The organism is Sulfitobacter sp. SH24 (genome assembly GCF_965641895.1).
GTDB classification, from domain to species: domain Bacteria; phylum Pseudomonadota; class Alphaproteobacteria; order Rhodobacterales; family Rhodobacteraceae; genus Sulfitobacter; species Sulfitobacter dubius.
The window spans coordinates 241535-261560 of sequence record NZ_OZ282575.1 but is presented as its reverse complement, the minus strand read 5'-3'; the positions used below and the strand labels follow the sequence as shown (position 1 = coordinate 261560).

Below are 20026 nucleotides of genomic sequence, written 5' to 3'. Positions count from 1 at the left end.
ACGGACAGCGCCTTTTGGGCTGTCAGCCGTTCTGTTTACGTGCTTTGCGCAACAGCATGTCACGCTTGGTTTTGCTAAGGTTGTCGAAATACATCTTGCCCGCCAGATGGTCGATCTGGTGTTGCACGCTGACGGCCTCAAGCCCCACGAAATCACGCTCTACCTCCGCCCCCGTCTCATTAAGGAACCGCACCTTCACGCCGCGGGGGCGGCGGATTACGGCGCTGAAACCGGGCAGGTTCGGACTGGCCTCCTCATAAGGATGCAGCACGGCAGAGGCATCGATAATCACCGGGTTCGCCAGCCGGATGCGCTTGTTACGCGCCTCGGAGGCATCAACCACCGCAACCTGTAACATCTCGCCGATCTGCGGCGCGGCAAGGCCGACGCCGGGCATGGCGTCCATCGTCTCGATCATGTCATCCCAAAGGGTGCGGATTTCATCCGTCACCGCCTCAATGGGTTCGGCGGGGCTGCGCAGGCGTTTATCGGGCCATGCAACGTAGCGGCGTAGGGTCATTCGGCGTTGAACTCCGCAATCTTGGCGGCGCGGGTTTCCGTGTCAAGGTGATCGAATGTCACCACACCGTCGAGGTGGTCCATCTCATGCTGCGCGATCAGCGCGGCGGCGCCTTCAAAACTCTGCACATAGCGGCCACCGTTCAGCCCGGTCCAAACCATCTGCACCTGCGACGGGCGCGAGATGTCGGTGCTGATGCCCGGAATGCTCAGGCAGCCTTCGGTATTGGTCACGCGCTCTTCGCCGATCTTTTGAAACATAGGGTTGATGCAGACCAGCGGGTCGGACTTGCCCTCTTTCCATCCGGCATCCATCACGAAGATCCGCAGCATCGCGCCCACCTGCGGCCCGGCAAGGCCTCGCCCCGGTGCGGCATACATCGTCTCAAGCATATCGGCGGCGAGACGCTCGATCTCTGGCGTGATCTCTTCGATCGGCGCGCAGGTCTCGGCCAGACGCGGGTCGGGCCAGCGAAGAACCTCTAGCACGCTCATCCGCGTGCCAACTCGCGCTTCAGTTTCACCATCTTGCGGGTGATCATTTGGCGCTTCAGCGGCTTGAGGTAATCGATAAACAATTTCCCATCGAGGTGGTCGATCTCATGCTGCACACAGGTCGCCCAGAGGCCATCAAACGCCTCCTGCTGCTCTTTGCCGTCGCGGTCGAGCCAACGGACCTTAACCTCAGCCGGGCGGGTCACATCCGCGTATTGCTCAGGAATGCTGAGGCAGCCTTCCTCATAGGTGCTGAGGTCATCCGAAGAGGCCACAATCTCAGGGTTGAACATCAACAGCGGGCGCGGCGCTTCGCCCTCTTCCTTGACGCAATCGAGCACGATCACCCGGCTCAGCACGCCGATCTGCGGCGCGGCAAGGCCGATGCCCGGCGCGTCATACATGGTGGTCAACATATCATCGCCCAGCACGCGCAACTCGTCGCTGAGATCGGCGACAGGGGCTGCGGCTTTCTTGAGCCGTGGATCGGGGTGCAAAAGGATCGGGCGTTTCATCCCGCTCATTTAGGCCATGCCCGTGCATCGCGCAACCGGGGGCTTGCAGCGCCTGTGGCAGCCGTTAGCTTGGCCGCAATATCAGGAGAGACCAGCATGAGCTTTGACGACATCATCGACCGGCGCGGCACCCATTGTTCGAAATGGGACAAGATGGAGGCGATCTATGGCGTGCCTGCAGACACGGGCATCGCCATGTGGGTGGCCGATATGGATTTTCGTCCGCCCCAAGTGGTGCAGTACGCGCTTCAGGCCCAGATCGACCACGGGGTGCACGGGTATTTCGGCGACGACAGCGAATACCTTGCCGCGATCCAATGGTGGATGGAAAACCGCCACGGTTGGAAGGTCGACGCCGAGGCGATCTTTACCACCCACGGTCTGGTGAACGGCACCGCGATGTGCGTCGATGCCTTTACCCAGCCCGGTGATGGCGTGGTGCTGTTCACCCCGGTCTATCACGCCTTTGCCCGCGTGATTAACGCCGCCGAACGTCGCGTGGTGGAATGCCCGCTGACCAATGCCTCGGGCCGCTACGAGATGGATTTCGACGCCTATGACGCCCTGATGACCGGGGATGAGAAAATGGTGATCCTCTGCTCGCCGCATAACCCTGGCGGGCGTGTCTGGACCCGCGAAGAACTGCAAGGCGTGGCTGACTTCGCCAAGCGGCACGATCTGGTGCTGGTCTCGGATGAGATTCACCACGATCTGGTGATGCCGGGGCACAAGCATATCCCCATGGCACAGATCGACGGGATCGAAGACCGTCTGGTGATGATGACCGCCACGACCAAGACCTTCAACATCGCGGGCGGCCATACCGGAAACGTCATCATCCACGACCCCAAGCTGCGCGAGCGCTTTGCCCGGCGCATGGCGGCCTTGGGCGTGTCGGCCAACTCCTTTGGGCTGATTATGGCAACCGCCGCCTATACGCCCGAAGGGGCCGCTTGGGTGGATGAGCTGACCGCCTATCTGGACGGAAACCTGCGGCTCTTCGACGAGGCGGTGAACGCGATTCCGGGGCTGAGTTCTATGCCGCTGGAATCGACCTATCTGGCTTGGGTGGACTTTTCTGGCACCGGAATGGCGCCTGCGGAATTTCAGGAGCGTGTCGAGAAAAGTGCCGCCATCGCTGCGAACCACGGCGCGACATTTGGCACCGGCGGCGAAAGCTTCATGCGTTTCAACCTCGCCACGCCACGTGCACGGGTTGAAGAAGCTTGCGACCGGCTCGTCAAAGCTTTCAGCGATCTGCAGTAATTGAAAGACGGCGCGGCGGGGCTAACCCGCCGTGCCGTTGCTTCAGGCGCGGCCGTCTTCGATCAGACCCAGCGGTGCATCACTGGCGCGTTCAAAATCAAGCGGCGGACGGTCCGCCACGGCGGTCGCGCGCTTGAACTCATACTGCATTTCGCCTGCGTCTTCCTCGCTCGCCACGATCAGACATTGGAACAGATGCAGGCTGCCATCATAAAGATCGACCAGCCCGCGCAGCTTGGGCGCGTCTTCGGCATCAACGGAAAAACCGGTCTTCCACATGCGCAGCACGCGGTAGACATCACCGCCAACCTCAAGCCGCAGGCGTGACCCTTTGCGCAGGCTTTCCATGCGCGCGGCATCAAGACCCGCTTGTATTTCCTTGGTCAGAAATTCTTCCATGATCTTCCCCCGCTGATGCCTTCTAAGCTGGGCTAAAACGTAGGAAATTCAAGTTAAGAATTGATGACGTTTCGGCAGTCTGCGCCAGCGCAGGGCGACTGCGCGCGCATGAAGATGTGCAGTCCGCGCGTGTGGCCTAGATATACCCTCAAATGCGCAAAGGAGAACAAGATGGGCCTTTTGGTTGACGGAAAATGGCAAGACAAGTGGTATGATACCAAATCCTCAGGCGGCAAATTTGAACGCAGCGAAGCGCAGTTTCGCAACTGGGTGACCGCCGACGGCAGCGCCGGTCCCAGCGGTGAGGGCGGGTTCAAGGCAGAATCGGGCCGCTATCACCTCTACGTCAGCTATGCCTGCCCATGGGCACATCGCGCGCTGATCTTCCGCCAGTTGAAGGGGCTAGAGGATCATATCGACGTCTCGGTCGTGCATCCCGACATGCTGGGCGAAGGCTGGACCTTTGACACGGATTTCCCCGATGCCACCGGCGATACGCTCTTCGGCCTGCCCTATGCCCGCGACATCTATACCCGTGCCGATCCCAATTTCTCGGGCCGCGTCACCGTGCCGATCCTCTGGGACAAAGAGCGCGAGACCATCGTCAGCAACGAGAGCGCCGAGATCATCCGCATGTTCAACAGCGCCTTTGACGAGATCACTGGCAATAGCGATGACTACTACCCCGCCGCACTGCACGACCGCATCGAAGAGATTAACGCCCCCGTCTATGACACGCTGAACAATGGCGTCTACAAAGCCGGTTTTGCCACCACGCAGGAGGCCTATGACGCCGCCGTGCATCCGCTCTTCGATACATTGGATTGGATCGAAGACATCCTGTCGCAGAACCGCTACCTCGCGGGCGATAAGATGACCGAGGCCGACTGGCGGCTCTTCACCACGCTGGTGCGCTTCGACAAGGTCTATCACCTGCACTTCAAGTGTAACCGCAACCGGATCGTCGATTACCCGAACCTCTGGGCCTATACGCGCGAACTCTATCAGGTGCCGGGCGTGGCCGAGACGGTGAACTTCGACCATATCGTGCGGCACTACCACTACAGCCACGACACGATTAACCCGCACCGCATCATCCCGATCAATCCGGTGCTGGATTTCGACGCGCCGCACGGGCGCGGCTGATCCCTCCTCTCCCTGCCCGCCTTGCGGAAGGCGCTTGATCGCGCAGCGTTTTTGCGCTTTCACCGCAGCAAGAACGGCAGGGGGACGATGATGCAACAGCCAGATCAGCGCGACCACGGCGGCGGTGTCGATGCGGCAGCGGCGCGTTTCGGCGGGCGGCGGTCGGAGTGGATCGACCTGTCGACCGGGATCAATCCGCAGCCCTACAAGGTCCCCGCCCTGCCTGCTGAGGCGTGGAACGCGCTTCCCGATGCGGCGGCGCAAACCGCGCTTGTGGATGCCGCCCGTGCCTTTTGGAAGGTCCCACCGGATGCTGCGCTGCTGGCCGTGCCGGGAGCATCCTCGGCCATCGCCCGCATCCCGGCGCTCGCCCCGAAGGGCCGCGTGCGCATCCCCGGCCCGACCTACAATGAACATGCCGCAAGCTTTGCCGAGAACGGTTGGCAGGTGGTCGAGACGGGCGAGACCGAGGCCGCCGTTCACGTCCACCCCAACAACCCCGACGGGCGGTTGTGGCCCTTGGCAGAGACAACAGCCCCGCTCAGCATCATCGACGAAAGCTTTTGCGACATCACGCCCGATGCCACCCTGATGGCGCAGGCCACGGTGCCCGGCGGGCTGATCCTCAAGAGCTTTGGCAAGTTCTGGGGGCTGGCCGGGCTGCGGCTGGGGTTCGTGATCGGCGATCCGGCCTTGGTGGCGCGGCTTGAACAGATGCTGGGGCCGTGGCCGGTCAGCGGCCCCGCGCTGCATATCGGCGCGGCGGCGCTGCGCGATGAAACATGGGCCGAGGCCACGCGGGCGCGGCTGGGCACTGATGCCACGCGCATCGACGGGCTGATGACCACAGCAGGCGCGCAGATCGTCGGCGGCACCCCGCTTTTCCGGCTCTATGAGGTCGATGACGCGCAGGCTTGGCAAACCCGCCTCGCAAGGCACCATATCTGGAGCCGCGTCTTCCCCTACAACCCGCGCTGGCTGCGCCTTGGCCTGCCGCCCTCAATAGGTTGGACGCGGCTGGAGCGGGCGCTGGCATGAGCACGGCGGCGGTTCTTGCGCTGGCCATGCTGCTCGACGCGGCCCTTGGAGAACCGGAATGGCTCTGGCGGCGCTTGCCGCATCCGGCGGTGCTGATGGGGCGGCTGATCGGCTGGGGGGATCGTCGGCTGAACCACGGCCATTCGCGGCGAGCCAAAGGCGTGGCACTGCTGCTGGCGCTGATGATCGGGATGGCGTGCCTTGGCTGGGTGCTGAGCCTTCTTGGTCCGCTCGTCAAGGTCATCATCGCCGCGATCCTACTTGCGCAACGCTCCCTCGTCGAACACCTCCGCGCGGTGGCCGACGGCCTGCGCCAGTCGCTGCCCGCTGGCCGCCGCGCCGTGGCGATGATCGTCAGCCGAGACACCGCTGCGATGCCGTCAGACGCCGTGGCACGCTCTGCCATCGAAAGCGGCGCGGAAAACCTTAGCGACGGCATCATCGCCCCTGCCTTTTGGTTCCTGTTGGGTGGGCTGCCGGGGCTGCTGGTCTATAAAATCGTCAATACCGCCGACAGTATGATCGGCTACCGCACCCCGCGCTACGCCGATTTTGGCTGGGCCGCGGCGCGGATGGACGACCTTCTGAACCTTGCCCCCGCACGGCTGACTGCGCTGCTGATCGCGCTCCCCAGCGGGGTGCTACACCACTGGCGCGACATCAAGGCCGACGCGGCGCTGCACCGCTCGCCCAATGCCGGTTGGCCGGAAGCCGCCATGGCGCGGGCCATAGGTGTGGCCCTTGCCGGTCCGCGCAGCTATGATGGGCAGGTGCAGCAGTTTCCTTGGGTGCACGGCGCGGGGGCGCGCGTCATCGGACCTCAGGAGATCGATGCGGCCATCACCCGCCTCTGGCAGGCATGGTTGGTGATGTGGGCAATCGCCCTAGTTCTGGCCTGTCTGTGACCAAGAGGATATCCATGCGCCCCACGTTTCTTGCCGCCGCACTCGCGGCGCTCACCCTTCCCGCCACCGCCTATGCGCAATCGGCCTGCGGCGGTGATTTCTCCAGCTTCATCGCCGATGCCAAGGCCGAGGCCGTGGCAGGTGGCGCCGACCCCGCCAAGGCCGACCGCTTCTTTGCCGGTCTGCGCCAAGACCCCGCCGTTTTGCGCGCTGATCAGGCGCAGGGCGTGTTCCAAAAGCCTTTCATCGAATTTTCGCGCCACCTGATCTCGGAAAACCGGATCAACCGGGGCCGCGCCAATGGTGAGAAATACGACGCGGTCTTTGACCGGGTTGAATCCGAGTATGGCGTCAGCCGTGGCGTGCTGCTGGCCTTCTGGGCATTCGAGACGGACTACGGCGCGATCCAAGGCGACTTCAACACCGCCAACGCGCTGGCCACGCTGGCGCATGACTGCCGCCGCCCCGAGTTGTTCCGCCCGCAGCTTTTTGCGGCTTTGGAGCTTTTCGAGCGTGGCGAGTTTGACCCGGCCACCACCACCGGCGCCTGGGCGGGCGAGATCGGCATGGTGCAAATGCTACCCCGCGACATCATCGAAAACGGCGTGGATGGCGACGGCGATGGCGAAGTCTCGCTGAAAACCTCAGCCCCCGATGCGTTGCTGTCGGGTGCCAAAATGCTGCAAAGCCTCGGCTGGCGCGCGGGGGAGCCTTGGCTGACCGAAGTCTCTCTCCCCCAAGACTTCGACTGGTCGCAAAGCGGGCTGGAGACCACCAAACCCGTCAGCGAATGGCAAGCGATGGGCGTCTCTCCCCGCAACGGGCCGCTGGCCGAAGGGCTGACCGCCTCGGTCCTGCTGCCACAAGGGCGCGGCGGGCCTGCTTTCATCGCCTATCCGAACTTCCGGGTTTATTTTGAGTGGAACCAGAGCTTTACCTACGTCATGACCGCCGCCTATTTCGCCACGCGGCTGGAAGGTGCACAGATTTTCGACGCAGGCAATCCGCAACCGGGGCTTAGCGGCGACGCGATGAAAACGCTTCAGCGCAAACTTCAATCCATGGGCTATGATGTGGGCGATGTAGATGGCATCCTCGGCTCCGGCACCCGCGCCGCCGTACGCTCGGAACAGGCCCGTCTCGGCCTCCCCATCGATGGCTGGCCCACACCTGACCTGCTGAACCAACTGTAAGGAGAAGACCCCGATGGCCCTCAAGAAAACCGCCGCCGAAATGGTCGCCGAGGCCCGTGCCCGGATCGAAGAGATCGGCAGCGCTGAGGCCATCGCCATGCTCGACGACAAGAATGTGCAATTCGTCGACCTGCGTGATCCCCGCGAACGCGAGCGTACCGGGTTCATCCCCGGTGCGTTCCACTGCCCGCGCGGGATGTTGGAGTTTTGGGTCGACCCCGATAGCCCCTATTTCAAAGAGGTCTTTGCCCAAGACAAGAAGTTCATCTTTCACTGCGCCTCTGGCTGGCGCTCGGCCATCTCGGCCGCGACATTGCAAGACATGGGCTTTGACGCGGCGCATCTGAAGGACGGTTTCGGCGGCTGGGAAAAAGCAGGCGGCCCTATCGAGAAGTCCTGATACGCGGCCTTTGATCTGGCCTCCCTCACGCAAAGCTGCCACAAGTTTTGCAACGTCAAAGGAGAGACAGAATGACCGAGATCAAACGCCATCACACCAACACCCGCATGAGCCAAATCGTCGAGCATGGCGATGTGATCTACCTTGCCGGTCAGGTCGGCACGGCGGGTGCCGATGTAGCCCAGCAGACCCAAGATTGCCTCGATAAAGTCGACGCCCTGCTGGCCGAAGTCGGCAGCGACAAGACCCGAATCCTGCAATCGACCATCTGGCTGGCCGACATGGCCGATTTCGCGGCGATGAACGCCGTTTGGGACGCTTGGGTGCCCGAAGGCAACGCCCCCGCACGCGCTTGTGGCGAATCCAAACTCGCCACGCCAGAATATCTGGTCGAAGTGCTGGTGATCGCGGCCAAGGCCTGAGCCATTGCCCCCGCGCCCTATCACGGGGCGCGGGGCTTTGCCGGAACTCCAGATGACCCCCTGCACCCTCACCGCCCTGTCGGACCTCGCCACGCTCAACGTCGACACGATCATCGACGTGCGCGCCCCTGCGGAGTTTGCCGAAGATCACCTGCCCGGCGCAATCAATCTGCCCGTGCTGTCGGATGCAGAGCGGGCCGAGGTCGGCACAATTTACAAACAAGTCAGCCCCTTTGACGCCCGCAAGATCGGCGGCGCGCTGGTGGCGCAGAACACGGCGCGGCATTTACAAACGGCACTGGCAGATAAAAACGGCGGCTGGCAACCGCTGGTCTATTGCTGGCGCGGTGGGCAGCGGTCGGGTGCGTTCTCGACAATTCTCGATCAGGTCGGCTGGCGTGTGCAACTCCTGCGCGGCGGCTATCGCAGCTACCGCCGTCTGGTGGTCGCAGCGCTTTACGACGCGCCCCTGCCACACCGTTTGATGCTGATAGAAGGCGGCACCGGCACTGCCAAGACGCGGCTGCTGCACCATCTGGCTCAGACAGGCGCGCAGGTGCTGGACCTTGAAGGGCTGGCGCAGCATCGCGGTTCCCTGTTTGGCGCGGTGGATGGCGGCCAGCCGCATCAGAAGATGTTTGAGACGCGTTTGGCTCAAGCGCTAGCCCCGCTTGATCCGGCACGGGTAACTTGGGTCGAGGCGGAAAGCAGCAAGATCGGTGACATTACCCTGCCTCCCGCGCTCTGGGCTGCGATGCTCGCCGCACCTCGGGTCGAGATCGCCGCACCCTTGGCCGCGCGGGCGGACTTCCTCTGTCGCGCCTATGACGACCTGACGACGGACCCTGCTTTGCTTGAAGATCGTATCGACAAGCTGCGCCCCTATCACAGCGCAGAGACCATTGCCCAATGGCAGACCCAAGCCCACGCCGGCGATTGGGCCACCCTTGCCGAAGGTCTGATTGGTCAACATTACGACCCGCGCTATGCCAAAGCCGCCAGCCGCAACCCCGAGCCGGTAGAGCGGCTGCTGCTGGATGACCTCAACGAAACCACTTTGGCCGAGACCGCCGCCGCGCTGAACGCCCGTTTCAGCGCAGGCGCATAGTCGGGGCACCGGCCTCTAGGCGACCGATGATATGGCCCGTGAGCCCCGCCTCTTCCAGCTGCGTCTGCGCCACTTTTGCCGCCGCCTCTGGTAAGGCCGCCAGCAGCCCCCCAGCGGTCTGTGGGTCGTGAAAAAGCGGGTTCACCGGACCTGCGGCGCCTATCGGAGCATCCGCCTGATTGACCGGCAACAGCGACGATGCCACCCCCCGATCCGACAGCGCCTGCGCGCCGGGATAGAGCGGGACCGCTTTGCCCCAAAGCTCTGCCGCCAGCCCCGAGGCGCGGCAAATCGCCTGCACATGCCCGGCAAGGCCAAAGCCTGTCACATCTGTCATCGCATGAGCGTTTGCCAAAAGTTCTGCCTCCCGCCCCTGCGGCGTGGCCATCGCGCCAAGCGCGTCGGCCACCACCCGCCCCGGTGCGCTGCCTGCCATATGCCCCGCGAGGATCACGCCCGATCCGATTGGCCGGGTAAGCATCAACACATCCCCCGGCTGCGCGCCGCCGACACCGATGGGCATGTCCTCCCGCGTGCCTGTGACCATAAATCCAATGGTCAGTTCCGCGCCCATGGTGGTGTGGCCGCCGACGATCTGCGCACCTGCCGCCGCCATCACGTCCCGCGCAGCCGCCGCGATCTCTCGCAAGGTCCGAGCCTGCAAGGTGGGTGACATGCGCGGGATGATGATCGAGCTCAGCGCCACCTGCGGTTTGGCTCCCATCGCCCAAACATCGCCCAAGGCGTGGACCGCTGCGATCCGCGTCATCAGCGCCGGGTCTTCGATAAAGCCGCGCAGGTGGTCCGTGCTCATCACCTGAAAGCCGCGGCCGGGCTGTCGCAGGATGGCCGCGTCGTCGCCCGCCCCAGTGATGACATCGCCAGAGACCGGCGGTTGCACCTCGGCCAAAAGGTCTCCCAACACCGCGCCTCCCACCTTCGCCCCGCATCCACCACAGAGCGGCTTGCCTGCCAGCGCTTCCTCTACGCCCGAGGCCGTCGGACCGGTCAGCGCGGGGCCTTTCATCTCAGGCAGATCGTCAAGCTGATCCATGAACTTCCGGTCGATCCAGTCCTTCCACTGCCACAGCAACGCGCCGCCAAGGGCCAGCCCGTTTCGCTCAGCCACGGCGGATTTTCCGCCCAGCGAGATCAGCTTGAGGTAATGTTTCTGCGGTTTGAACGCCCGCCGCGCACCACCACTCAGCGCAGCGCGCAGGTTATCATGCAGCACCGGCGCTGCCCGCACGGCAAAAACCCCGGCCTTGGGGCGCGGCGTGGCCTCCATATGCGCACAGTCGCCCACGGCGAAGAGTGCATCATCATCCACGACACCCAAGTCTGTCCCGACACGGATGAACCCCTGATGAAGCGGCAGATCAGTCTGCGCGAGCCAGCCATGCGGCACCGCCCCTGCAGTGCCCACACAAAGCGCGGCTGGGATCGGCGCGGCCCCGTCCAAGATGACCGCCCTATCGGTGATCCGCGCCACTTTGGCATTGAGCGTGAGACCTACCCCCAATTCCTCCATGCGGCGTCGGACCATCACCTCGGTCCGAGGGGCCATGCCCGAGAGCTGCGGCCCGTGTTCCACCACCGTCACGGCAGGCTGCACATCCGCTTGACGCAGTGCAAAAGCCATCGCCATGGCAAGCTCACAACCCGCCACACCGCCGCCAATCACCGCCACCTCGGGCGGCTGTTCGCCCGCCTTCACCGCTGCCAAAAACGCCCGCCAGCGCGCTGCGTAGACATCAAGTGGTTTGGCCCCGACAGCGTGGTCAGCAAACCCCTGCAGATCCATCTTGGCCGTGATGCCTATGTCGATCGAGGCCACGTCATAGGCCACGGCTCCATGCCCTCCGACCGTGATCTCGCGTGCCGCCCGGTCGATGCCAGTCGCCGCCCCAAAGATCAGCCGCGCCCCGGCGTGGCGGCACAGGCGCATCAGGTCGATCTCCAACTCATCCCGCCCGTAATGCCCGGCTATATGGCCGGGCAGCATGCCGGTATAGGGCGCGGTGGGGCCGGGGTTGATCACCGTCAGCCGCGCACCGGGCAGCGGGTCCATCCCCCATTTGCGCAGCACGAGGGCATGGGCATGGCCACCGCCCACCAGCACCAGATCCCGCGTCAGGGGCAGATCGCTTTGCACCAGATTGCCTCACTCTCTCTTTTTGCCTCGGTCATAGCTAACCGAACCCGCCCGGGCGCGCCATTGGCCTGACCAAGATGTGAGGGGGCCGGACAAGAGATTAGACGGCACTTCCTCGCCCATTTATGCCCTGAAAGCCGTCGAACAGGTAAAAAGGGTGACAATTCGCCCAAAAACCCCCATGTACATTCCATCCCCGACCCTCTACCGACGGTCGGATTCCTTTGCCGTGGCTGGTAGCACCCCACGTGCCCGCCCCCCGCACAAACGTTCAAGACAGGACAGCCTTCGTGATCCAGACTATTGCCGATGCCCTTGCCCAACAGGGTTATGAAACACTTACCGCCGTTCAGGAGGCCGTCACAGACCCCGCGCTGAACGATCAAGACCTTCTGGTTTCGGCCCAAACCGGGTCGGGCAAGACGGTGGGCTTTGGCCTCGCCATCGCGCCGACGCTTTTGGGCGACGACACCCATTTCGGCCAAGCAGGCGCACCGCTGGCGCTGATTATCGCGCCCACACGCGAATTGGCGATGCAGGTCAGCCGCGAACTGACGTGGCTTTACGGTAAAGCGGGCGCAGTGGTTACCACCTGCGTCGGCGGCATGGACACCCGGACCGAGCGACGCGCGCTGGACCGTGGCGCGCATATCGTCGTCGCCACGCCGGGCCGCCTGTGTGACCACATCAAACGCAACAACATCAACCTCGACGCGATCCGCGCCGTGGTGCTGGACGAAGCGGATGAGATGCTCGACCTCGGTTTCCGCGAAGACCTTGAGTTCATCCTCTCAGAATCCCCCGAAGAGCGCCGCACGCTGCTGTTCTCGGCCACTGTGCCCGCCGCCATCGCCAAACTGGCGAAGTCCTACCAGCGCGATGCGCAGCGCATCACCACTGTGAGCGAAGCCAAACAGCACAGCGATATCGAATACCGCGCGCTGAACGTGCACCCGCGTGACACTGAAAACGCGATCATCAACGTCCTGCGCTTCTACGAGGCCAAGAACGCCATCGTGTTCTGCAACACACGCGCCGCCGTGGCGCGTCTGACCACGCGCTTTACCAACCGGGGTTTCTCGGTCGTGGCGCTCTCGGGCGAGCTGACGCAGTCCGAGCGCACCAACGCGCTGCAAGCCCTACGTGACGGACGTGCGCGGGTCTGTATCGCCACCGATGTTGCCGCACGCGGCATCGACCTGCCGAACCTTGAGTTGGTGATCCACGCCGATCTGCCCAGCAACTCCGACACGCTGCTGCACCGTTCGGGCCGCACAGGCCGCGCCGGGCGCAAGGGTGTTTCCGCGCTGATCGTGCCTGCCAAACTGCGCAGCAAGGCTAACCGTCTGATTGGCGGCGCGAAGCTGAAAGTGGAATGGGCGGCACCGCCCTCCGCCACCGAAGTCAACGCCGCAGACGAAGCCCGCCTGCTGGCCGATCCCGCATGGTCCGACCCGATCCCGGAAGACGCCGAAGGTTTCGTTGCCAATCTGGTCGAGCAATTCTCGGCAGAGCAACTGGCCACTGCCTTCGTCAACCTCTACCGCGCGCGTCAATCCGCGCCAGAAGAACTGGCCGAACCCGGTGCCCCCGGCGATGACAAGCCGCGCCCGGCCTTTGGCAAATCGGTCTGGTTCTCAATCTCGACAGGCCGCAACGACGGGGCCGAGCCGCGCACGCTGCTGCCGATGCTTTGCCGTCGCGGCGACCTGACCAAAGACGACATCGGCGCGATCCGTGTGCAAGGCAGCCACAGCTTTGTCGAAGTGCTGGAGACCTCAGTTCCCGGCCTGCTTGCTGCGCTCGGCGGTGACATGAAACTCGAAGAAGGCGCGGTGTTGACGCAGCTCGACAAAGCCCCCGATCTGGCCCGTGGTCCGAAACCTGGCGGCAACCGTGGTCCCAAGCCCGGCGGCGGCTACAAAGGCGACCGCCCCGACCGTGGCCCGCGCCCCCCGCGTGACAACTACGATCCCGACGCCGCGCCCGCCCCGCGCAAGCCACGCGCCAAAGCGGCGGATGGTCCCGGTGCCGCGTCTTTCGACAAGCCGAAATACGACAAGCCCAAGTTCGACAAACCGCGCGCACCCAAAGGCGAACGCCCGCCAAAGTCCCACAAGACCGAGCGCAGCCCGATGAAGCCCGGCGCCACGCCCAAGCCAAAGTCTGGCGGCGAAACCACCGCCAAGCCCAAGGCGAAAGCGGTGTGGAAAAAAGAAAAGCCCGCAGGCGACGCACCGCGCAAAGGCAAGGGCAAGCCGACCTCCTCGGCCACCACGCCCGGCGGAGAGAAGTCGTACAAACGGGCGTCCGACCCGTCCAAACGCTTCACCCCGCCGAATAAGATCGGCAAGCAGGGCGGCAAGGGCGGCCCGAAATCGAAATAAGACAAAACGCCGGGGCATCACCCCGGCGTTTTTGCATAAGGCCCCGGACTTTTTAAAAAAGTCCGGCCCGATTTCTTTGAAAGAAATCGGCGCCCACAGCTGGCCTTAAGGAACAAACCCAACTGGCACTACTTGCGGTGCGAATTTCGCGGTGATGTGTTACGCACATTCCCCGCCTCTGCGCGGGCTTCATTCGTGGGTTCGCCCACCCGCACAGAAAGGTTTGCCCCATGGACGGCAATTTTAACGAGAACGACATCTCCCGCGTTGTCGAAGCCGACCGCGCGCATATCTGGCATCACCTGAGCCAGCACAAACCCTATGAAACGACCGACCCACGCATCATTGTCGAAGGCAAGGGCATGCGTGTCTGGGACCAAAAGGGCAAAGAGCACCTTGATGCCGTGTCCGGTGGTGTCTGGACGGTCAACGTGGGCTATGGCCGCGAAAGCATCGCCAATGCCGTGCGCGACCAGCTGATCAAGCTGAACTATTTCGCCGGGTCCGCAGGGTCGATCCCCGGCTCGCATTTCGCCGAGAAACTGCTCGACAAGATGCCCGGTCTCGACCGCGTCTACTATTGCAACTCCGGCTCCGAGGCGAATGAGAAAGCCTTCAAAATGGTCCGCCAGATCGCGCACAAGCGCTACGGCGGCAAGAAGCACAAGATCCTCTACCGCGACCGCGACTACCACGGCACCACCCTCGGCTGCCTCTCGGCGGGCGGGCAGGACGAGCGCAACGCACAATACGGCCCCTTCGCGCCGGGTTTCGTGCGGGTGCCGCATTGTCTGGAATATCGCAGCTTCGAACAAGACGGCGCGCCGCAGGAAAACTACGGTGTCTGGGCTGCCGACCAGATCGAGAAGGTGATCCTGGCCGAAGGGCCGGAAACCGTTGGCGCGCTTTGCCTAGAGCCGGTGACCGCAGGCGGCGGCGTGATCTGCCCGCCCGAGGGCTACTGGGAGCGGGTACAAGAGATTTGCCGCAAGTATGACATCCTTCTGCATATCGATGAGGTCGTCTGCGGCGTCGGCCGCACCGGCACATGGTTCGGCTATCAGCACTACGGCATCCAGCCAGACATGGTGACCATGGCCAAGGGCGTCGCCTCAGGCTATGCCGCCATCGCCTGTCTGGTCACGACCGACGCCGTGTTTGACATGTTCAAGGACGATGCCAGCGATCCGTTGAACTACTTCCGCGACATCTCGACCTTTGGTGGCTGCACCGCGGGGCCGACCGCGGGCATCGAGAATATGAACATCATAGAACGCGAGAACCTGTTGGAGAACACCACCAACATGGGCCACTACATGTTGGATCAGTTGCATGCGCTTGCCGACAAACACGCAGCGATCGGCGATGTGCGCGGCAAGGGGCTGTTCCTTGGGGCGGAGCTGGTCACCGACCGCGACAGCCGCGCCCCCATTGAGGAAAAGCGCATTCAAGCCGTCGTGGGTGACTGCATGGCCCAAGGCGTCATCATCGGTGCCACCAACCGCTCGCTGCCGGGCAAGAACAACACGCTGTGTTTCTCTCCGGCGCTGATCGCCTCACGCGATGATATTGATGAGATCATCACCGCGGTGGATGGCGCATTGGGCCGGGTCTTCGCTTCGGCGTAAAACCGCGCCTTCAGGCGTGCGACAGGCGGCATCGGTTGACCCGGTGCTGCCTTCGTCTATCTAAACCCATGTCTTGCCCGAACATGACGTCGCCTCGAAAAATTACTGCGTTTTACCGCGCTGGAAGTTTTTCTGAAAATGTATCGCTTTCGCGGGAACCTCTTCCAATCCCCCCGCGTTGGCAAATGAGTAAACTGGGAGAAAGACATGAAGAAGTTTCTTATCGCAATTCCGATGATCGCTGGTCTCGCCGCTTGTGATGGCACCACCTCCAACCAAGGTGCTTTGACAGGTGCGGCTCTCGGTGCTGCCACCGGTGCTGCCGTTTCAGGCGGTGATGATAAAGTGCAGGGTGCGATCATTGGTGGTCTCGCTGGTGCCGCTGCTGGTAACTACATCGGCCAGACACAATCCGGCAAATGCGTGTACCAAAACTCCAATGGTCAGCGCTACACCGCAGCTTGCCCATAAGCGGCTGACATCGCGCGTTTCCGCGCCAAGGGGGGGCTTCGACCATGGGTCGGAGCCCTTTTTTGTTTCTGCACCGATCCTACCCGCCCGCCCATTCTTAGCTGCCTTGCGAATTGAACCTAACAGGGCATCTAACGCCTGATTGGCGCGGAAGGGGATATGACGAGCCTGAGCGATAGCGCGGTTGCTGATATCTTCAAACGCAGCATTCTCAATCGTCGCGCCATTCTGCTGGCGGCTGTTCACCAGGCTAAGCCAGAACGCGCACCGCGCCACTTTCAGGATCGTAATGCACCAATGGCTGGCCTGCGGTCTCGACTTGGCCCAGCCCTCTTGCGTCACGCAGCAACGCCAACGGACCCGAGATCGCCTGTGCCAGCGCGGCCTCAAGCGGTATGCCCACAGCGTGGGTCAGGGTATGCACCGCACGCCCCATCTCAAGGTCTGCGCCAGCCAATGTGCCATCTGCCAACGTCAGTCGCCCCTCTTTGCGGTACACCTCGCGACCATTCAGCATGAAGGAAGTGATATCCGATCCCGCAGTCGCCATCGCATCGCTAACGAGGAAGACCCCCTCCGCCTTGGCTGCTAGCGCATTGCGCATGCTGGCTGGGTGTACATGGATGCCGTCCGCGATCAGCCCTGCATGAACCCCGCCCCGCGCAAGTGCTGCACCAACCAAACCCGGCGCGCGGCTGGTCATCTGGCTCATTGCATTGAACAGATGAGTGACACAGCGCGCGCCCGCGTCAAAGGCCGCCATGCAGCTCTCATAATCTTCATCGCTATGGCCCAGTGAAACAATCACCCCCGCCTCAGCCATCGCGCTGATCTGTGTGTTGGTGGTGTTTTCCGGCGCGACCGTGACCATGAGGTTCGGCAGCCGTTTGGCCGCGCGCAAGATCAAAGCAAGGTCCGCTTCCTGCATCGGACGGATCAACGCTCCGTCATGCGCCCCTTTGCGCGCAAGTGACAAATGCGGGCCTTCCAGATGCAGCCCGATGATGCCCGGCACGCCAATGGCGATGGCGTCTACCGTGGCCTCAATCGCGGCTTGGGTTCTGTCGGGCGTGTCGGTGATCAGTGTGGGCAGGAAGCCTGCCACCCCCGTGCCGCGATGCGCCCTTGCGATCCGGCGCAACGTGGCCACGTCTGGTGTGTCGTTGAACATCACCCCGCCGCCGCCGTTGACCTGAAGATCTATGAAACCGGGGCAAAGCACACCGCGCTCCAGCCCCGTCGCCGGTGTTCCCTGCGGCACCTCAAGCGGATTAAGGATACGGCGGCTGCCGTCCTGCATTTGTGCCAGCACACTTCCGCGGTGCAACCGCGTACCATCGTGAATGTCGGCCCCGGTGAAAACCTTGACGATCTCAGTCATGGCAACGCCTCTTCTGCCGTGGCCTTGCACAGCAGATGAAACGCCCCGTCCAGCGCCGCACCCTGTGGTTTGACCAGTCCCGATAGATGATCTTTGGGCAGGAAGTCCGCGTAATGCGGGCCAATCCCACCCAGCAGGCAAAGTGGATCGCCTGGTGTGAAATCCAACGCCTTTAACGCGCGGATGTAATAGGCGGCCCCCTCTTGCATCAACGCCTGCGCATGGCGATCCGATGCTTTTGCTGCCGCGATCACTTTGGGCGCGAAAGCCGCATAATCCCCCGGCTTTGCCGTCAAGCTAAACGCAACCAGCGCCGATGGATCATCGCCAAACTCTGCCAGCACCGCCCGGGTTAAATCACTATGCGGCATCAGCCCATCATAGCACTGAAGGGCTTGGTTCATTGCCCTGCAGCCCAGCCATGCGCCCGAACCTTGGTCGGCCAGATGAAACCCCCAACTCCCGGCATAACGAAACGCCACGCCATCGGTTGCCGCGACGATGGTGCCCGTGCCGATGGCCAGCACCCAGCCTGCGCCCCCTTCACCAAGTGCGCCGACAACGCAGGCCGGGCGGTCGTCATCTGCGATGATCCGCTGGAACGGCAGTGCCGCGCGCAGACGCGCCTCATCCCGCGCCTTGTCCATCCCCGCCAAGCCCACGAATGCCGTCGCATCCTTCAAAGCCGAAAGGGGCAGCCCGGCCTCAACCGTGGCACGCTCCACCGTCTGGCGGATATTCATCAAAGCCTGCTCTGGCTCGTTGCCGATGTTCGCACGCCCCCCTGCGGCGCGGCCAAGGATACCGTCATGGCGCGTGCCGACAGCCACGCGGCAACCGGTGCCGCCGCCGTCCACGGCGATCAAGAGAGGGGCAGAAATCTTCATGCTGTATTTCTACGTGAGCGGCAGGGCGAACGGAAGTGCACGCCGCACCGGCAGGTTAAGTCGGCAGCCCATGATGCCAGATTGAACTCTGACTAAGGCCAGCCTAACCTCGCGCAATGGCCCTGCCCGTTGAAACCTTTTTCCTGCGCCCCGATGCACAAGGCACCCTGCAACAGCAGATCCAACAGATGATCGCCCAAGGCATCCTCTCGGGTCGGTTTCAGCGGGGGGAGAAGCTGCCCTCCACCCGAAAGCTCGCCGCGCATCTTGGCGTCAGCCGGATCACTGTAACCATCGCTTATACCGAGCTTTTGGCAAATGATTACCTCAGTTCGCGCGGGCGGTCGGGGTATTTCGTCTCTGACAACGCGCCTGCGCCCCCAGCCTTTGCCCCAATGGCCAAGGTGGACGACGCCATCGACTGGTCGCGTGCCATCGGTCAACGGTTCAGCGGCAACGGGCTGTCGGGCAAAGCGCAAGATTGGGCCAGCTACCGCTATCCGTTCATCTACGGGCAAGCCGATCCGACGCTTTTTGACCACGCCAACTGGCGGCTTTGTGCGGTCCAAGCTTTGGGTCAACGTGATTTCACCTCGATGACCACCGATTACTACGACCAAGACGACCCGCAGTTGATCGAGTTCATTGTGCGAAATATTCTGCCCCGGCGCGGTGTCTCGGCACGGCCCGATCAGATTCTCATCACCCTCGGTGCGCAGAACGCGCTGTGGCTGACCGCCCAAGTTCTGCTGACCCAACGCCGCCGCGCCGTATTAGAAGATCCGTGTTACCCGGCGCTGAGTGGCATCCTCAGCCAATCGCGCTGCCACATAACCCCCGTCCGCGTGGATCAAGACGGCTTGCCCCCCGAGGCGATCCCCCCTGACACGGATGTGATTTTCACCACGCCCAGCCACCAATGCCCGACCAATGCGACCATGCCGATGGACCGCCGCCGAGCGCTCTTGGCCCGCGCCCGCGCGCTTGAGGCGCTGATCGTCGAGGATGACTATGAATTTGAGATGTCTTTCCTCAAGCCCGCCTCGCCCGCACTGAAATCGCTCGATGACGAGGGGCGAGTGATCTATGTCGGCAGCTTCTCCAAATCGCTTTTTCCAGGGCTGCGGCTGGGATATCTGGTGGGGTCTGAGCCATTTATCCGCGAGGCGCGCGCGCTGCGGGCATCGGTGCTGCGCCACCCGCCGGGGCATATCCAACGCACCGCCGCATATTTCCTGTCATTGGGCCATTACGACGCCCAGATCCGCCGCATGGGGCTGGCCTTGCACGAACGCCGCCGCATTATGGAAGGGGCGCTGGAACAGCATGGCCTGCGCGTCTCAGGGCGCGGAGCCTATGGCGGGTCATCCTTTTGGATGCGTGCACCCGAAAGCGTGGACAGTGCGCAATTGGCCGAAAACCTACGCGCCCGCGATGTGCTGTTCGAACCTGGCCATGCATTTTTCATAGGTGACGAGAAGGCCAAGAATTACTACCGATTGGCCTATTCCTCGATCCCTGCAGCACGGATCAACGAAGGGGTCGGCCTGATCGCGCAAGAAATCGACCGCCTGCGCTGATACGGCTCGATCGCCTCGTGACGCTTCTGTTGCACCGGATCAACCGCATCACCTTCAACCGCAGGCATCGGCGAGAATGATCGGAAGGCAGAGGAAAAGGTTCTTGCAAACCTCTGCTAGGCGGGAAATAT

19 protein-coding genes are annotated in these 20026 nt (G+C 62.9%); 12 read left to right on the top strand and 7 right to left on the bottom strand.

Annotated elements, in window-relative coordinates; all coding sequences use genetic code 11:
* Positions 1–22 precede the first annotated feature (22 nt).
* The 3 genes from def (ACSQ16_RS03625) to def (ACSQ16_RS03615) are packed head-to-tail and all read right to left on the bottom strand — an operon-like array spanning position 23 to position 1529.
* A complete protein-coding gene (gene def, locus ACSQ16_RS03625; protein ID WP_243261646.1) occupies positions 23–520 on the bottom strand; it encodes a peptide deformylase in 498 nt (165 codons plus the stop codon).
* A complete protein-coding gene (gene def / locus ACSQ16_RS03620) occupies positions 517–1014 on the bottom strand; it encodes a peptide deformylase (RefSeq protein ID WP_243261647.1) in 498 nt (165 codons plus the stop codon). The genes def (ACSQ16_RS03625) and def (ACSQ16_RS03620) overlap by 4 nt, the downstream gene beginning before the upstream one ends.
* Positions 1011–1529, bottom strand: a complete 519-nt coding sequence (def, locus tag ACSQ16_RS03615) for a peptide deformylase (protein WP_243261648.1) — start codon at positions 1527–1529, stop codon at positions 1011–1013. The genes def (ACSQ16_RS03620) and def (ACSQ16_RS03615) overlap by 4 nt, the downstream gene beginning before the upstream one ends.
* A gap of 96 nt (positions 1530–1625) precedes the next feature.
* Here def (ACSQ16_RS03615) and ACSQ16_RS03610 point away from each other — a divergent pair, with 96 nt between their 5' ends.
* Entirely contained in the window at positions 1626–2795 is a 1170-nt protein-coding gene (locus tag ACSQ16_RS03610; RefSeq protein ID WP_243261649.1) for a MalY/PatB family protein, read from the top strand.
* Between the two features lie 42 nt (positions 2796–2837).
* Here the strand turns inward: ACSQ16_RS03610 and ACSQ16_RS03605 are convergent, their stop codons facing one another.
* Positions 2838–3194, bottom strand: coding sequence for a hypothetical protein (locus tag ACSQ16_RS03605; RefSeq protein WP_243261650.1), 357 nt, complete (start codon positions 3192–3194; stop codon positions 2838–2840).
* A 171-nt stretch (positions 3195–3365) separates the two neighbouring features.
* Here ACSQ16_RS03605 and ACSQ16_RS03600 point away from each other — a divergent pair, with 171 nt between their 5' ends.
* From ACSQ16_RS03600 to mnmH, 7 genes are all read left to right on the top strand, one after another.
* Positions 3366–4340: a glutathione S-transferase family protein gene (locus ACSQ16_RS03600; protein WP_243261651.1), complete on the top strand. Its 975-nt coding sequence runs from the start codon at positions 3366–3368 to the stop codon at positions 4338–4340.
* A 90-nt stretch (positions 4341–4430) separates the two neighbouring features.
* Positions 4431–5378, top strand: a complete 948-nt coding sequence (locus tag ACSQ16_RS03595) for a threonine-phosphate decarboxylase (RefSeq protein ID WP_243261652.1) — start codon at positions 4431–4433, stop codon at positions 5376–5378.
* Complete coding sequence (cbiB, locus tag ACSQ16_RS03590) at positions 5375–6283, top strand: adenosylcobinamide-phosphate synthase CbiB (RefSeq protein ID WP_243261653.1); 909 nt, start codon at positions 5375–5377, stop codon at positions 6281–6283. Before ACSQ16_RS03595 ends, cbiB begins: the two co-directional genes overlap by 4 nt.
* Before the next feature lie 14 nt (positions 6284–6297).
* Entirely contained in the window at positions 6298–7476 is a 1179-nt protein-coding gene (locus tag ACSQ16_RS03585; protein WP_243261654.1) for a lytic murein transglycosylase, read from the top strand.
* A 13-nt stretch (positions 7477–7489) separates the two neighbouring features.
* The gene (locus tag ACSQ16_RS03580) at positions 7490–7876 is read left to right on the top strand and encodes a rhodanese-like domain-containing protein (RefSeq protein ID WP_243261655.1); all 387 of its coding nucleotides are present in this window, start codon (positions 7490–7492) and stop codon (positions 7874–7876) included.
* Between the two features lie 71 nt (positions 7877–7947).
* A complete protein-coding gene (locus tag ACSQ16_RS03575; RefSeq protein ID WP_093927404.1) occupies positions 7948–8298 on the top strand; it encodes a RidA family protein in 351 nt (116 codons plus the stop codon).
* A 52-nt stretch (positions 8299–8350) separates the two neighbouring features.
* On the top strand, positions 8351–9406 hold the full coding sequence (gene mnmH / locus ACSQ16_RS03570; RefSeq protein ID WP_243261656.1) for a tRNA 2-selenouridine(34) synthase MnmH: 1056 nt from the start codon (positions 8351–8353) through the stop codon (positions 9404–9406).
* On the opposite strand, the gene selD is transcribed toward mnmH, so the two are convergent.
* Positions 9390–11564: a selenide, water dikinase SelD gene (selD, locus tag ACSQ16_RS03565; RefSeq protein ID WP_243263228.1), complete on the bottom strand. Its 2175-nt coding sequence runs from the start codon at positions 11562–11564 to the stop codon at positions 9390–9392. The two genes, mnmH and selD, sit on opposite strands and share 17 nt — an antisense overlap.
* A 287-nt stretch (positions 11565–11851) precedes the next feature.
* Here selD and ACSQ16_RS03560 point away from each other — a divergent pair, with 287 nt between their 5' ends.
* The 3 genes from ACSQ16_RS03560 (at position 11852) to ACSQ16_RS03550 (ending at position 16047) form a co-directional block, all read left to right on the top strand.
* A complete protein-coding gene (locus tag ACSQ16_RS03560; protein WP_243261657.1) occupies positions 11852–13948 on the top strand; it encodes a DEAD/DEAH box helicase in 2097 nt (698 codons plus the stop codon).
* A 230-nt stretch (positions 13949–14178) separates the two neighbouring features.
* Entirely contained in the window at positions 14179–15576 is a 1398-nt protein-coding gene (locus ACSQ16_RS03555) for an aminotransferase family protein (RefSeq protein WP_243261658.1), read from the top strand.
* Positions 15577–15783: 207 nt separating this feature from the next.
* Complete coding sequence (locus ACSQ16_RS03550; RefSeq protein ID WP_093927409.1) at positions 15784–16047, top strand: glycine zipper 2TM domain-containing protein; 264 nt, start codon at positions 15784–15786, stop codon at positions 16045–16047.
* Between the two features lie 250 nt (positions 16048–16297).
* Here ACSQ16_RS03550 and nagA read toward each other — a convergent pair whose 3' ends face one another.
* Both nagA and ACSQ16_RS03540 read right to left on the bottom strand, forming a co-directional pair.
* Positions 16298–17428 carry an N-acetylglucosamine-6-phosphate deacetylase gene (gene nagA / locus ACSQ16_RS03545; RefSeq protein WP_243261659.1) on the bottom strand — a complete coding sequence of 377 codons (1131 nt, stop codon included), beginning with the start codon at positions 17426–17428 and terminating at the stop codon, positions 16298–16300.
* The gene (locus ACSQ16_RS03540; protein WP_243261660.1) at positions 17425–18315 is read right to left on the bottom strand and encodes a BadF/BadG/BcrA/BcrD ATPase family protein; all 891 of its coding nucleotides are present in this window, start codon (positions 18313–18315) and stop codon (positions 17425–17427) included. Before ACSQ16_RS03540 ends, nagA begins: the two co-directional genes overlap by 4 nt.
* 116 nt (positions 18316–18431) lie before the next feature.
* On the opposite strand from ACSQ16_RS03540, the gene ACSQ16_RS03535 reads away from it, so the two are divergent.
* Positions 18432–19895, top strand: coding sequence for a PLP-dependent aminotransferase family protein (locus ACSQ16_RS03535; protein WP_093927412.1), 1464 nt, complete (start codon positions 18432–18434; stop codon positions 19893–19895).
* Positions 19896–20026 lie beyond the last annotated feature (131 nt).

Bases quoted from the DNA above. Each gene is read 5' to 3' on its own strand.
- def (WP_243261646.1), bottom strand. From the start codon at position 520: ATGACCCTACGCCGCTACGTTGCATGGCCCGATAAACGCCTGCGCAGC.
- def (WP_243261647.1), bottom strand. From the start codon at position 1,014: ATGAGCGTGCTAGAGGTTCTTCGCTGGCCCGACCCGCGTCTGGCCGAG.
- def (WP_243261648.1), bottom strand. From the start codon at position 1,529: ATGAAACGCCCGATCCTTTTGCACCCCGATCCACGGCTCAAGAAAGCC.
- ACSQ16_RS03610 (WP_243261649.1), top strand. From the start codon at position 1,626: ATGAGCTTTGACGACATCATCGACCGGCGCGGCACCCATTGTTCGAAA.
- ACSQ16_RS03605 (WP_243261650.1), bottom strand. From the start codon at position 3,194: ATGGAAGAATTTCTGACCAAGGAAATACAAGCGGGTCTTGATGCCGCG.
- ACSQ16_RS03600 (WP_243261651.1), top strand. From the start codon at position 3,366: ATGGGCCTTTTGGTTGACGGAAAATGGCAAGACAAGTGGTATGATACC.
- ACSQ16_RS03595 (WP_243261652.1), top strand. From the start codon at position 4,431: ATGCAACAGCCAGATCAGCGCGACCACGGCGGCGGTGTCGATGCGGCA.
- cbiB (WP_243261653.1), top strand. From the start codon at position 5,375: ATGAGCACGGCGGCGGTTCTTGCGCTGGCCATGCTGCTCGACGCGGCC.
- ACSQ16_RS03585 (WP_243261654.1), top strand. From the start codon at position 6,298: ATGCGCCCCACGTTTCTTGCCGCCGCACTCGCGGCGCTCACCCTTCCC.
- ACSQ16_RS03580 (WP_243261655.1), top strand. From the start codon at position 7,490: ATGGCCCTCAAGAAAACCGCCGCCGAAATGGTCGCCGAGGCCCGTGCC.
- ACSQ16_RS03575 (WP_093927404.1), top strand. From the start codon at position 7,948: ATGACCGAGATCAAACGCCATCACACCAACACCCGCATGAGCCAAATC.
- mnmH (WP_243261656.1), top strand. From the start codon at position 8,351: ATGACCCCCTGCACCCTCACCGCCCTGTCGGACCTCGCCACGCTCAAC.
- ACSQ16_RS03555 (WP_243261658.1), top strand. From the start codon at position 14,179: ATGGACGGCAATTTTAACGAGAACGACATCTCCCGCGTTGTCGAAGCC.
- ACSQ16_RS03550 (WP_093927409.1), top strand. From the start codon at position 15,784: ATGAAGAAGTTTCTTATCGCAATTCCGATGATCGCTGGTCTCGCCGCT.
- nagA (WP_243261659.1), bottom strand. From the start codon at position 17,428: ATGACTGAGATCGTCAAGGTTTTCACCGGGGCCGACATTCACGATGGT.
- ACSQ16_RS03540 (WP_243261660.1), bottom strand. From the start codon at position 18,315: ATGAAGATTTCTGCCCCTCTCTTGATCGCCGTGGACGGCGGCGGCACC.
- ACSQ16_RS03535 (WP_093927412.1), top strand. From the start codon at position 18,432: ATGGCCCTGCCCGTTGAAACCTTTTTCCTGCGCCCCGATGCACAAGGC.